The sequence below is a fragment of the Azorhizobium oxalatiphilum genome (assembly GCF_014635325.1).
In the GTDB taxonomy this organism is placed as follows: domain Bacteria; phylum Pseudomonadota; class Alphaproteobacteria; order Rhizobiales; family Xanthobacteraceae; genus Azorhizobium; species Azorhizobium oxalatiphilum.
This window is the reverse complement of record NZ_BMCT01000015.1, coordinates 21,532-36,482: the sequence shown is the minus strand read 5'-3', so window position 1 is coordinate 36,482 and position 14,951 is coordinate 21,532. Positions and strand designations below refer to the sequence as shown.

Below are 14,951 nucleotides of genomic sequence, written 5' to 3'. Positions count from 1 at the left end.
GTGCTTTGCGTACTCGTCAGTTGGCCTGAGATAGGTCTATTGCGCCGTTGAGTGAGAGTTGACGTTGAAAGGCACGGGCCTCAGGCGGCCTGGGGTAAGGGGTCTCAGGTCACCGGCCTCAAATCCCCATAGCGCCGCGAGGACCTCAACCGTCGCGCACTTCGGACCCCGGTTTCCTCCCCTGGAGGCTTTCCGACGCCGGCCCGCGTGCCCAGCCGTTATGGATCAAATCCGATTAGGCCGTAGACTCATAAACGCGCAGCCAAAGTCGCATTGAAGCGAGCTGGACCATGGCGAGGAAGTGGGCGGTCTCCTCACTGAAGTGCGGAGTGATGCCTAAGCTTGAGACACCCGACAGCCTTACTCGCCTAAAGCGGGCTGTAGACGACAGCCCTGCGATCAGAACTTCATAGAGAAAGCACCTTTGACCATGTTGTCGGAGGCCGAAGTGGCGAGCTGGCCATTGTAATAGAGGCCGAGCGTGGTGTTGGGCGCTACCAGGACGTCGAAGCCTGCCTCCAGCAGGGCAGCGTCAGCGGCGATGGGAGCCCCTGAAACGGTGAAGGGCGTGCCGCCAGTGAACGCCACCCGTGACTGCGGATCGAGATCGCCAAACGCATGCACCCACCCCAGCGTTCCCTTCACTGTCACCGGCAACGCGAACAGCGAAAGGTTGCTAGAGGCATGCAGCCCCAGGGTCGAATAGGTCACCCCCTGATCCAGTCCGGTGCCCGAAAGTGCGGCGCTGCCGCCATTCTCCTGGAAGGAATTGCTGCTTACGTTCACATGGGCAAGGCCAACGAACGGCTCCAGCACCGAGCCTCCCGCCTGACCCGGCATGCCGGGTAACATGACCCTGTAGCCCAGCTCACCGAAGACCTGGCTGGTCTGCGCCGAATAGTCGGAATGGGCCTGCTGCGCGAAACCGGGGAACACGATGGTGCGGCTGGTAGAGATGTCGCTCCAGGTGAAGGCGGCGCCGATCTTGGCATCCAGCGGCCCGAAGTCTGCCCCGCCATAGATGGCGACGTGGTAATTGTCGGAGGAACCCGACGAGACCAGCGCGTCCTGCGAGAAGGTGCCGTGGCTGTAGCCGGCGGCGAAGCCAACGCGCCAGATGTCCGCCACCGTCCCGTCGTAGCCCACCATCAGGCCGTCGGTATTGCGCGAAACGCTGGAGGCATTGCCGTCGCCGAAGGTGGTGCCCCAGTTGCCGAAGCCCTGCATCCAGAACACATTCCCGGTGCCTGCGATGGCCGTCACCGCGCCGCCCGAGGCCGACGACCAGCCGTCCTGCATGCGGTCGAGCACGGCACCGCGCACCAGACGGCTGTCCCCGGTGAGGACGCCGTTCACCGTCGCATGGATCTCGCCCGAGAGCGCATTGAAGGCCCGCCGGGCACCGGCTGCGCTGCTCTGTGAGACCACCGCAGCGTAAACCGGATTGGACGCGCCCAGCGCCTCCACCGCCGCGGCGGTGGCCCTTTGGTTCGAGGTCAGCGCCACCGAGGGGAAGGAGGCCGCATTGCGACCCGCGGTCAGGTAGACGTCGGTAGCGTCATAGCTCAGCGCAAGCTCGATGAATGGCAGATCCTGCGTCATCGTGCTGAAGGTGCCCGAGACGCCGCCGGTCGCGCTGAGCACCGTATAGCGGGTGCCCGGCACGTAGGTGCCGGCCACCTTCTGCACCGCCAGCGTCCCGCCTTCGATGGTCGCCGTACCGGTGACACTGAGGCGTGAGGAGAGGCCGGAGGGATCGAGCAGCACCAGGAAGGTACCCCCGGCGCTCTGGGTGAAGTCTCCGGTTAGGCTGAGGCCACCGGCTGCGGTTCCGGCTTGCAAGGTGCCGGCATTGGTGACACTGGCGATCGTCCAGGTGCCAGACGCCTGCCACACCGCGCCGGAGGCGATGGTGAGCGCGCTGCCAGCGCCGAAATTGGCGATGGTGCTGGAGATGGCCCCGGTGCCGGCGAGCGTGATCTGGCCAGCTCCGGTGCCGCCGTCGATGCCACCGTTCAGCACCGAGCCGGTGCCCAACGTCAGGCTGTTGCTACCGGCGCCGAACTGCACCGCGATGCCGCCCGTGCCGGTGATGGTGCCGGTGTTGGTGAGGCTTGCGCCCGTGCCGGTAAACAGCACGCCCACGGTGCCGCCGATGGTGCCGGAATTAGCGGCCACCGCATTGCTGGCGAGCGACATGCCCGCTACGTCATCGTCCAGAATTGTGCCGGCGTTGACCACCACCGCGCCGACACCCGCCCGGACGCCGTATTCGCCGCCCTGGATAAAGCCGCCCGCATTGTTGATCAGGGTCCCGCCAGCACCGAGATCCACGCCTGTGTCGGTGGTGCCGATGATGACGCCGTTGTTGGTGACGGTACCCGAGCCGCTGACCCCTGTGCCGTCCGCCACCAGCCACCCGTTGTTGGTGAAGATGCCGCTGTTGGCGAAGATTCCCGAGCCGATAATCGTGCCGCTGTTCAGAACGCTGCCCGCGTTGCTGAACAGACCGGTGTTGGTCAGCGCGCTGTTGTTCGTGAAGCTGCCGCTGCTGATGATCGTGCCATCATTGGCAGATGGTGCGTCTGCATTGACCACGCCTTCATTGATCAGTGTGGCGGCAAGGTCCACCCCCACGGCGCCGTTCAGGGTGCCCTGATTGCTAAGCGTGCCGGATATGACCACCGGATTGGTGATGGTGGACGTGGCATCAACCACCCGCGTGGCGTCGATAAAGCCCACATATTGGAAGCCAATGGCGGTCACGCTGTCCAGCATGGCGCTGCCCGTCACCACCAGCGTGTTCACGCCGAGTGTGCCGTCGGCAATGCCGGAGAGCACGCTGCCATTCTCAAGGATCAGTCGGTTGGTGCCGCCAGCGAATTTCACCGCCGTCCCGCCCGCACCCGAGATGGTGCCGAAATTGTCGATGGTGCCCTGGCCGGTGCCGCCGAACAGCACGCCGACGCCGCTCGCGCCCGTTGCCGAGATGAGGCCCGTATTGGTCACCGTGGCGGTGCCGCCGCCGACATAGATGCCTGATGCCGCACCGCTGATCCGACCGCTGTTGTTGACCGAGCCCCCCGCCGCCAGCGCGATGCCGTCGAAGCCCATGCCGGTGATGGTTCCGGCATTGAGGATGGTGCCGCCAGCATCCAGCGAGATGCCAGTCCCCGTGCCGGAAATCACCGAAGCAGTGGTTGCATTATCGACGATGCCGGTGGCGGTGCCGAGGAACTGGACGCCTATCGACGCCGTGCCGGTGCCAGCGATCGTGCTCGTATTGGTGATCCGAGCTACCCCGCCCTGCACAGCGACGCCTGCCGCGTAGCCACTGATGCGGCCTGAATTGTTGATCGAGCCGCCCGTTCCCAGTGCCGCGCCAAAGCGAACGAGGCCATCGATGCTTCCTCTGTTCAGGATGGTGCCGAGGCCGCCGATATAGACGCCGGCGATGGCGCCCGTGATCAGCGCCGCCGCGCTGGAATTGTTGACCGTGCCGGCGCTCGCCAGCGCCACGCCGCTGGCTGTGATGGTGCTGCCGGCAATGGTGCCGGCATTGTTCACTGTCATGGTCACACCGGCGCCGTCGAGGGTCGATTTCACGCCCGCCGTTCCGCCGGAGATGATGCCGCCTGCGAGATTGTCCACCACGGCACCGGAGGCGGTCAGCGTCACCGTCTCGCCGATGCTGCCCGAATTGGTCAGCAGGCCAGCATTCGACAGGGTGGTTGCGGTCAGCGTTCCCGTGTTGATGAGGCTGCCGCTGTTTGTCAGCGCAATGAGGCTGTGTGTTCCCGAAATGCTGGCGGATGCCGCGGCGTCGATCTGGACGACGCCGAAATTGGAGAAGGTCGGCAGAGAGACAGTGCCGGAGAGCACTTCCAGCGTGTTGGTGCCTCCCCCGCCATCCACCAGACCGTTGAAGACCGCCCCTTGCGAGATCTGGAGCAGGTCATTGCCGGCCCCGAACTTCACGGCAGCCGCACCGCCGCCGCCGGAGATGGTTCCGCTGTTCGTCACCGTGTTGTTGAAGGTGCCGGCGCTGTCCACGAAATAGACGCCGGCCCCACTCCCGCTCGTCACAGTGCCGGAATTGTTCAGGGTCACGGCGGCGCCCGATGCGACCAGACCGTAGACGCTGCCCGAGATGACACCGGTCGCGTTGTTGGTGACCGCTCCGCCCTGGAACAACCTGACACCGAAGCCCGTCGAGGAGGTCGCGGCGATGGTGCCGGAGTTGACCATCGACAGGCTTGCGCTGCTGAGGACGCCATAGAAGGCGCCGACGATGCTGGAAGCGCTTCCCGTATTGGAGAGCGCACCGCCGTTCATCTGGACGGCGGTGGAGTCGCTGGTGATGTGGCCAGTGTTGGTCACGGTACCGGCGCCTGAGAGCCTTACGCCATATTGCGCACCTGAGATTTCGCCCGCGGCGAGGTTCTCAACTGTGCCGGTCGCCGCCAGATAGACGCCGGTGCCGATGGCGCTGCTGATCACGCCAGAATTCTGGAGGCTGCCGGCGCCGCCAGAGATCTGGACCCCACCTCCGATGTCGCCGGTATTGGTCACCGAGCCGCCCTGGTGCAGCTCCACGCCGACGATGGCCGTGATGGTACCATCGTTGGAGACGCTTCCTGCCCCGCCGGCGATAACTGCACCTCTCGTGAAACCACTGATCCCGCCATCAGCGGTGTTGGTGATCGTACCACCCGCGGCCAGGTAAACGCCGTCGGCGGAGCCCTGGATAGTGCCCTGGTTATAGATCGTTCCGGTGCCACCATAGATCGCGACACCGGTGCCCGGCGAGGAGATGAAGCCAGTGTTGGCATTGTTGATCGTGCCGCCGCCCAGCAAGGCAACGGCGCGAACTGTGCTGCCCGTCCCAGTACCCCAGATCATGCCCTCATTGATGACGGTGCCGCGGCCTGCGGATACCAGAATGGCATTGCGGTCACCGAAGATCCTGCTGAGGGAACCGCTATTGGTGATGGTACCGCCATTGTCCAGCACGATGCCCGAGCCGCCGAAACCGGCATAGCCTGAGATCACCCCGGTATTGTTAACGCTGCTATCCGCGACGCCGAGGTGGACACCGGTCTTTCCCAGGATGGAGCCAGCATTGGAGATGGTTCCCGCCGCACCCAGGATCTCGACGCCGAAATCGCTCGAACGGATGGCAGAACTGGCGGTCGTAAGCACGCTGCCGCCCGCCGCCATCTCGATGCCGATGACGCCGTTGACGGTGCCGGACTGGGTAATAGTGCCAGCGCCCTCGAGCAAGATCGCAACATTGGCGCCCTGGATGCTGCCTTCGTTGGTGATGGTCCAGACGGTCCCGGAAGCGCCGTGCACGCCGTTCCCGCCGCCGCCAACAACGATCTGCGCGGCCGAGGTGATGATGAACGGATTTCCCGAGAGATAGCTGCCGAGTTCGACCGTGGACGTATAGGAGCCGGTGAGCGTCGTCTGAGACACGGCCGGGCTTGTCAGCGATACGCCAACACTCGCAATCGCGGGCACACCCAGCAAGGAGATCGCTGATGCACCGCTCAACAGTCTGCTTTTGCCAAAAGTGCGGCGCTGCGTGCGGGCGATACGCGAGGAGAATGTCATGGGCTGAACCTACGGGTGCGCGGAAAAGTGAAAAGGCAATCAATAAACGGCGAGTAGCTTCCCCGTTTCATTCACCGGGGGAAGCAATGCAATTTTAGATTGCCGCCAGATCCACACACGCACCTGAAAAGTGCATTCCGAAGCGGAAAATATGGCATGTCCGAACGACGGCGGATCAATTGCTCAACGCAATGATGCGCTGGTAATATTTGCGGAACTGAGTCACACGGTCCCACGGCACCCCCCACCTGCATAGCGTGTGTTCCAGAAACGTTATTGATCAGGTCAGACTTCGCCAGGTCCACATTCAGAACTTCAGCGAGAACTGCGCGCTGACGGCGTTCTGCGCCGCCGTGCCCGCCAGCTGGCCGGTGTAGTTGACCTGCAACGTCGCGATGTCGGACAGGTCGTAGGCCAGCCCCGCGCCCACCAGAAGCGCATCCTCCGCCACCGGCACGCCCGACACCTGGAACGGCAGCGCGCCGTTCTGGAACACCATGTTCGCCACCGGAGAGGTGTCACCGAAGGCATGCTGCCAGCCGATGCTCGCGCTCGGGGTCAGCGTATGCCCGCCCAGCGTCATGGAGGTCGTCACGCGCAGGCCGAGCGTCGAGTAGACCGTATCCATTGAGCCGGTGCTCACATTGAGCTCCGCGCCCGACATCATCGGACCGTTCTCCGACAGCGAGCCGCTGGAGAGGTTCACATAGGCCAGCCCCACGAACGGCTCGAAGGCGTAGGCGCCCACGTCCACGCCATAGCCCACCTCGCCGAACACCTGCGTGGTGCCCACCGTGTCGCCACCCTTGGTGAAGCCGCCGAAGCCGGGGAACAACACGCTGCGGCTCACCGAGACGTCGTGCCATGTGTAGGACACGCCGCCCCGCAGCGCGAGCGCGCCGAACTGACCGCCCGCATAGAAGCCGATGTCGTAATTATCCATGGAGCCGGACGAGCCGCGCCCATCCACATCGAAATGCGTCTGGCTGAAGCCGGCCACGAGGCCGGCCCGCACGCCATCCGCCACGCCCACGTCGAGGCCGCCGAACACGCCGCCCACGCTGCTGGAGATGGAGGCCGCATTGCCGTTGCCGAAGGCATTGCCCCAGCCGCCATAGCCCTGCATCCAGAGCGTCGGCGTCAGGTCCCGGCTCAGCTGCGCGGTGGCCGGCCCGGCCGCCCGGGCAGCATAGGAAAGGGCGCCGGTGCCCGAGGCCGTCACCGACTGCCGCAGGCGCGTGCCCACCGCCTCGCGCAGATAGCCCGCCTCCTGCTGGATCACCGTACCCACCGAGGCATAGATCTCGCCCGAGAGCTTGTCGAAGGCCGGCGCCACATCCGCCTCGGGCAGGCCGACGATGGTGTCGAACACGATATTGCCCGCGCCCAGCACCTGCGCCGCCTCCGCCGTCCGGTACTGGTTGGGCGTGCGGGCATAGGTTGAGAAGTCGGTGCCCGAATAGACCAGGGTCAGATAGACGTTCTGCGCATCATAGCTGAGCTCCGGCGACAGGAAGGCATAGTTGGAGGATACGCTGCCGAAGGTGCCGGTGAGCGTGCTGCTGGTGGTCAGGATCGTGACGGTACTGCTCGCCGCATACCGGCCCGCCGTCGGATTGACCGCGACGCTGGCGCCGGACGACAGCGTGACCGCCCCACTGGCGATAATGAGATCGTGCGCACCGGTCGGGGTGACGTCCACCAGATAGACGGAGCCGGAATTGAACGTCACCGGCCCGGTCACGGTGATGGTGCCCGGCGAGTAGCCCGGCGCGGCGGTGCCGCCGGCATTCACCGTCAGCCCGCCGATGGTGGCGCTGCCGCCGATGGTGCCACCTGAGTTCACGGTGAAGGGCGAGGTGGTGCTCGATCCCTCCACCAGGGTCACCACCGACTGCTCCACCGTCACCGCGCCCGTATAAGGCGAGGAGAACAGCACCGTGCCGCCGCCCATGAAGGTCACCGCGCCGTCGCCGGTGATGGCGCCGGTGAAGGTGTAGGTGTCGGAGCGGTTGAACACCAGCGTGGCGTTGTTCACCACGTCGCCGACGATGCTGCCCTTGGTGCCGCCATTGCCGATCTGGAGCGTACCGGCGTCGATGGTGGTGAGGCCGGTGTAGGTGTTGTTGCCGGTGAGGATCAGCAGGCCCTCGCCGGTCTTGGTCAGCGCGCCCTCGCCGGAGATGACGCCGGAGAGCGTCAGCGTCTGTGAGGGATCAACCTCCACCGTGGCGCTCACCGGGCCTTCCGCCCGCGTGAACCGCTCCCGTGTGACCAGCGTCACGGCCCCGCCATAGGTGAAGGTGCCGCTCGCCCGCAGGGTGGCGTTGTCGCTGAGGGTCAGGCCGCCGGCGCCGAGCGCCTCGGCCTGCGCGATCTGGAGCGTGCCGTTATTGACGGCGGTTCCGCCCGCATAGCTGTTGGCGCCGGTGAGGCTCAGCGTGCCCCAGCCCTGAAGGGTCAGGGCGCCGGCGCCGGAGATGGTGCCGGCGAAGCTGGTATCACCGGCTAGGTCGAACGCCAGCGTGCCGTTGTTCACCACATCGCCCAGGATCGAGCCGTTGGTGAGGCCGTCGCCGAGTTGCAGGGTGCCGCCGGAGATGGTGGTGCCGCCCGTATAGGTGTTGGCGCCAGTGAGGATGAGCGTGCCGTAGTCAGTCTTCTCCACCCCCGACGTGCCGATGAGCGATGCCGAGATGGTCGCCTGATATCCCGCCCCGGCCGCCGTACCGTCGCCAACGCGAAGGATCGCCCGGTCACCCACCAGGGTCAGCGCGTCGCCGGCCAGCGTATAGCCATCCACAGCGAACTGCATACCGGTGGTGCTAACAGCGCCTGCACCGGTGTCGACCGTCACGGTGCCACTTGTGCCCTGGAACACCGCATATCCCGGCGCTGGCAACATTGGGCCGTTCAGTGCGCCCCCCGCATCGGTCCAGTTCTCGCCGCCGACGCTCCAACGGCCCGAGCCACCATCGACGACGTCGTTGAAATGGCCGCTTGCATCCCCGCCGTCCCAGAAGACGAGAGCCGCGCCCGCGCCGTTGATGAGGTTGACTGCGCCTGGAACCTGCGTCTGGATCAAGAGATCGGCCGCCGCGGCCCCGGTTGTGGTGCCGATCGTGAGGCCGTTGTCGGTCAGCGTTCCGCCATAATTGAACAGGCGATAAACGCCTGCCCCGAAGCCGAGCGTGGCGGTTATATTGAGCGTCCCGTCCAGCGTCAGGTTGCCGGCGATATCGAACAGTGCAGCGTCCGAAGGCGTTCCAAGCGTCACGTCGATTTGCGCGCCTGCGCTCAGATCCAGCGCGCCCATGGACAGGGTCGTCCCCTGCGTGCCCGCAAGATGCGCACCGTTCTCGATGAACACGTCTCCCGTGATCCGGCCGCCTCCGCTCAGCGTACCTGAGCGCACTTCAGTGCTTCCGGTATGGCTGGCGATGCCGCCAAAAACGAGGTTCGCACCATCGATCACGAGCGTGCCGGTGCCATTCACACTGCCGTCGAAGACGCTGGTGCCTTCGAGCAGGGACAAGCTGTGATCCGCCAGTGCGATCGTGCCGGTGCCACGGATTCTGGCAACGCTCTGATCGCCGGAGAGCTGTAGCGTGCCACCAGCGGCAAGCACCACGGAAGCGCTGCCGGCAATTTCGCCGCCCGAGATCAGCGTGCCGGCATTCACTGTCCAGCTTGCCACATCGTTCGCGGCGCCCAGTGTCCAACTGCCGGTCCCGTTGAGCGTGGCGTTCTCGAAATGGGCGACCATTCCGAGCGTCGCCGCACCTTCACCGACGAGGATAAGTGAATCTTCGTTGCCGCCGCCATCAAGGATCCCGGAGATCGCGGCGCTTGTCGCGACGGTGAGCACGTCCACACCATCGTCTTCGTCCAAGTCACGCCCCAGATAGCTGCCGTTCAGGGTGCCGGCGATGGTGACGTGAAAGGTGCCGGTGCCCCTGGCCCGAATGTCGCCTGTCGTCGTCGAACCCGCCTCGAGGTTGGCCGTAGCGCTCGTACTGGAGCGCAGGTCCACCGACGTTTCGCTGCCAATGATCGTGCCGCCCGCCTGATTGGTAAGCGAACCTTGATACATCTCCACGCCCGCGCGACCGCCCCCGTCGACGACGCCCGAATTCGTGAACGCCCCTCCCGAGATAACGACCGCGGAGCTCGAGAGGCTGCGGATGGTCCCCTGGTTCACGAAGGAACCGTTCGACATACTGACTGTGTCAAAATTGCTACTGACGATGCCCGAGGCACGATTGATGGCGGTCAGATTGCCATCGAAATTGACACCGCCGATTGAGGCTGCGGTAATGCTGCCGGAGTTGTCGAAGCTGATTTCATTGGCGCTTGCTGATAAAATATAGGGATCGTTCTTATTTTCGGTTTCTGCGATCGAGCCCGTGTTGATAATCGTTATGTTCCGGGGAGACTCAGCGTCACCGAGCATAACCACAGCCCCGATGATATTGCCGTAATTTACGAGCCGGAATTCGTTGGTGAAGCTCGTGATGGATAATCCGTTTATTACATTTTCAATTACGCCGTCGACATTATTGATCAGGCTACCGCTTGCACCATTGAAAACAATCGACCCATTTCTCCTGTCACCGTTACTACCGATATAGCCGCTATTATCCACGCTACCATTGATCGTTATAGCGATGGGGCTATAGCTAAATATTTCTCCTTCTTTCTGGTTGACGACACCCGATCCGGCGCCAAGGAACTGTACCGACTGGCCAGCGAAGATCTGGCCGGAGTTGATCAGAGTGCCAACACCTTCGACTGAAACGCCAAATAAAGTTGCATTCACATCTATTATGCCGCTGTTGGTAATCGTGGCGGCGCCGCCTCCCCTCAAAAACACGCCGAACATCGTGCCGGCGTTGTTGATCGTGATGTTGGCGGCATCGCCCACCACGGAAGGAGGGCTATTTTCCCCTCCGATGATGCCACCACTGTTGTTTGTCAGGACGGCGCTTTCGCCGTTTAGATAGATTGCGATATAACCTTGGGCCGAGATTGTCCCGCTGTTGGTGATACTGCCGCCGCCCGTCAGAGACACCCCGGTTCCCGCTTCCTTGCCGCCGCCGATAATCGTGCCTCCGGCGCCATTGACGATCACGGCGTCGCTACCGGTGGTCGTGACCGCCGATTGGTTGTCGCGTGCGGTGATCGTGCCGAAATTGGTGATTGTCTGGTGGTCGGCGGTGCCGAGCACGGTGGTCCCGATGGACCCGCCGGCCATGACATCGAGGCTGCTGCCCGCACCGGAGAGCAGTATGCCCGTCGTGACGCTGCTGCTGAATGCCCCCGAAATAGCGATGTGCGAGGCGTCGGTTACCTCGATCCTACCCTCTATGTCGCTGGTGCCCGAAAAGGTGAGCATCTGCCCGGCAGCGAGGCCACGCACGGTAACGTTGCCGGTGCCCGAGATATTCTGGGCAAAAGTGCCGCTGGCCGCCTGGTCCAGGACCAGCGACCCGTCATCGAGGTTGAGCGTGCTGCCGCCGATGCTGGCGGTGGTTCCGGTGAGCGTGCCGCTGCGGATCGTGGTGATGCCCGTCCATAGGTTGGCGCCGTTGGTGAGGACGAACCCCGAGCCATCGACACCCTCGAACACCAGATTCTGGCCAGCGAGGCTTTCGGTGATCGAGCCGGTAAGCGTGGCGGTCACGCCGGCTTCGGCACGCAGGGTGGCGGGATCGTTCCGTGTGTCGATCGCTGCCAGATCGATATCGTTGCTGTAGATTCCGGTGATGCCGTAGACCGCTGTGGGGTCGATCATGTGGATCGTCCCGCTGCCGAAACCGCCTTCGGTAACGGCGCGGACGGAGGCTCCGTTGACGTAGATGTCGCCGCGCAGACTCGATGTGCCGTTGAAAATGAACGTGCCGGCGGGCGCGCCCGAGCCGGCGAAGACTGCAGCATCGGGGTCGATATCCGCGCCGGTAAGCGTGATGCTTTCGCCGGGTGCCGGCAATGCGGCGCTGGCGCCGGCTACTGTCTGCGCCATTGACGGGGCGGCGCCCAGGGCGACGCCCACCAGGGCGGTGCTACTCATCAGCCACCGGAGCGCCCAGTAGCAGGGCCGCGCGTGCGAGCGCGTCTCGCTGAAACGGATTGCGCTTGAATGGCGAGTGGTACGCGACATGAAACTCCCCTGACGAGCGGCGACGGTGACCAGGGCGCCCCCGGGGTTCCGGTCGATTCGTGGGCCAGGCAACAAGGCCGGACGCGCGGAATCCTATGCCGGACCGCATTGGTCCGGCATGCCGGCGATGGGTAGGGATCCACGCTAAATGGAGTAGGGTGTCAGGCTGATACCTGCTTGGCGCCCATCGCTGTCACTTCGCGCCGGCCACGCAAGCCCAGCTTGCGGAAGATGTTCTTCAGGTGGAACTTCACCGCATTGTCAGTGATGCCCAGTGCGCGCGCGATCCGTTTATTGGCGCAGCCCTGGCGCAACAGCTCGAACACTTCGCGCTCGCGCGGGGTAAGCGGCGTGGTATCGCTGGCGGCGTGCACCGCCTCAGCGACTTCGCGCAGCCATGGGACAAGCAAGGCGGGCAGTGCCGACGTCCCGGTGCCGGCCAGCAATTCCATGCTCAGCGTCGAGACGGCGGGCCCCTCCTCTACAAACAGTCGCAGCGTTCGCCCGTCTCCGGTTCGTTGCAGCGCCTCACGGAGGGCGGCAAATGCGGCTTCGGGCTGGCCAAGAGCCTGTTCGGCCAGCGCGAGCAGCAGATAGGCCTGTGCCGCATACCAACCTAATCCCGCCGCTTCATGTCCAGCGATCAGCGGCACGAGCATTGCTCGCGCAGCCTCCACGCTGCCCTCGGCGATCAGGAGCCGGGCCCTCATCGCGCGATGCTCGGCGCGTTCGCTCCACGTCTGGGTCGCGTCAAAACGCTCCTCCAGCAACGCCAGATTCCGCGCATTCGCCTCCACCAGTTGCCGAGACCTTGTGATATCCCCGGCAAGAAGCGTGTAATGTGCCTCACGCGCCTCCAGAAACCACGCGATCCGCGGCATATCGCGACGTCGCGCGAAGTTTCTGCCCGCGATGAGCAACGGTTGCAGCCCGGCAAGACCGGCGCGTGAGAATGCCGTACCCAGCGCTACTCGGTATGCGGCCAGATAAACCTCAACCCAGCCGTCCGCCCGTTCGAGCTGCGTCAGCGCCTCGGGCAAATGGCCGACCTCGCTTTCCAGCTCATTCCGCTCATATTCCAGCGCGGCCTGAAGGATGCGCACATGTGCCTGCATTGTGCGATCCTCAGGGAAATGCATCCGTGCGATCCGGGCCGCATCGGACGCCTTTCGGTCCGCCACGCCAAGATGGCCACGCAGCATCCGCAGCCTGGCTTCGTGCTGAGTCATGAAGAACAGGCCATATTGCAGGCCGGCAAGCGAGAATTGCTCGATACTGGACGACGCAGAATGCCCGGCGCCGATAAGATCGCCGCGATGCAGGCGCATGGTGCAGATCAGGTTGTGGACCAGCGCGCGATACCAAGGCTCGTGCGGTGGAATGGTGGTCACAAAGCGTTCCATCGCGGCCAGTGCCTCGCTGGTCACGCCGCCGTCCACATAGTTGCTGAGAAAGCCCTCCATGACCGCGATATCGAGATCCAGTTGCGCGCCGACATCGCTGTAGTCGCCCGCATCCAGCTTGTCGCGCAGGTTCGATAGCAGCGCGCGTGCGCCGTCGGGATCGCCGTCCTTGATCCACAACAGCGCCTGGGCGACCGTGATCCGCGGATAGCGGGCGAGCGCCTCAGGCGTGAACAGGATCTTGAAACTGCGATAGCGATCGGCACCCTCTCGCAAGATGCGGTGAAACAGGCCGGCATGTTCGAGGATGGCGAGCGCCGCATCCGGTTCGCCCGCCGCCCGGGCATGCTCGACGGCCTCGAACACCATTCCCTTGCCTGCAAGCCAGTCCGCCGCGCGCAGATGCAGGGTGCGGCGCGGCGCTTCCCCTTGCTGCCGCAACCGGGCGAGCAGAAATTCCCGGAACAGATGATGATGGCGGAACGTCGTTCGACCGGCATCGACAGGGTAGAAGAGCGGATTCAGCCGTTCCAGCTTTTCCAGGGTCTCCCAACAATCCGTACGGGCGCAGAGATGGTTGGCGATATCACCGTCGATCGAGTCGAGGATCGCTGTCCGGATCAGCAAATCGCGGGCAGGCTCGGGCAATTCCTCCATCACCTGGTCAACCATGTAGGCGGCCATATCTTCGGTCGAGCCGGAAAAGCCCGCGATGCGCTTATCCAGCCCTCCCTGGTCTGCTGCCCATACCCGCGCGATCTGCAACGCTACGGGCCAACCTTGCGTGCGCTCAGCAAGAACCGCGATCTCAGCGGTTGCGAAGCTGCTTTCCAGCATGGAAAGGGACTCTTGCGCTTCGAAGCGCAAATGCTCCGCCTTGAGGTGTAGCAATTTCCCACTCGCCTGCATTTCGGGCAGGCCCAGGCTGGGGCGTGTCCGGGTAGCGACGATCAGGTGAACGTGCGGCGGCAGCACCCTCAAAAGGCGCTGGAGCAGCAAATCATTCTCCCGCTGCTCGGCAAAGTGATAATCGTCCAGGAAGAATATGAACGGGCGCCCCGCACCGGTGAGCGCTTGAACGATTTGCGCGAACAGGGATTCGCTGTCCGTCGCCTGACCCGGTTGCAACAGCCTCTCGGGCTCGGGCGCGATGGCATCGAGCGCGCCGAGCATCGACAGCGCGAACACGGTCGGGTCGGAGTCATGACGATCTACCGAGAGCCAGGGGACCGCATATCCCCGCCCCATCAGTTCCTGGCGCCACTGACCCAGCAATGTGGTCTTACCGAATCCCGGCGGAGCCTGCACGATGGTGAGCGGCACTTCGAGCGCGCTATCAAGCAGGGCGAGCAGCCTCGGGCGCTCGACCAGAGGGATCGACGGAAGGGCTGGACGAAATTTGATCGGCAAGCGGCCCGCTTCCGGCTCTGGATCCGGAACCTGCCGCCTTATTTCCTGCGCGTGATGTCTGGGATCCATGATGCTGACCGGCAATGGTGATTCCGCGCTGATCAAAGCGTCGCTGTATGGGCTAAGGGTTACATGATCTACCCTTATATCCGGCGCGCGTTTCGCCTCTGTCAACATGACGGTGACACGCTCCGAGAAAACCCCTCCAATTTGAGCGGGAGTCCACCCTGAAAAGAAGGTACGACGCGAAGAAGAACCGATCCAGTGAGCAGCAGGTTATCTAAGCGGCATGAGCAAGACGAGGGAGCCTCTAAAGCCAGCTGAGGGCCAAGTTAACTTGCCTGACTCCCGATCGGGACGAT

3 protein-coding genes are annotated in these 14,951 nt (G+C 64.0%); all 3 read right to left on the bottom strand.

Going from position 1 to position 14,951, the window contains the following annotated elements:
* Nucleotides 1–399: 399 nt before the first annotated feature.
* The 3 genes from IEW24_RS28200 to IEW24_RS28190 all read right to left on the bottom strand — a co-directional run bounded on the left by IEW24_RS28200 (nt 400) and on the right by IEW24_RS28190 (nt 14,673).
* Nucleotides 400–5,478: an autotransporter domain-containing protein gene (locus tag IEW24_RS28200; RefSeq protein ID WP_188584260.1), complete on the bottom strand. Its 5,079-nt coding sequence runs from the start codon at nt 5,476–5,478 to the stop codon at nt 400–402.
* A 445-nt stretch (nt 5,479–5,923) separates the two neighbouring features.
* Entirely contained in the window at nt 5,924–11,776 is a 5,853-nt protein-coding gene (locus IEW24_RS28195; RefSeq protein ID WP_188584259.1) for an autotransporter domain-containing protein, read from the bottom strand.
* 161 nt (nt 11,777–11,937) lie between these two features.
* A complete protein-coding gene (locus IEW24_RS28190) occupies nt 11,938–14,673 on the bottom strand; it encodes a winged helix-turn-helix domain-containing protein (RefSeq protein WP_188584258.1) in 2,736 nt (911 codons plus the stop codon).
* Between the last annotated feature and the right edge of the window lie 278 nt (nt 14,674–14,951).

What these genes read in the sequence shown, in the direction of transcription:
- IEW24_RS28195 (WP_188584259.1), bottom strand. Translation starts at nt 11,776, where the DNA reads ATGTCGCGTACCACTCGCCATTCAAGCGCAATCCGTTTCAGCGAGACG.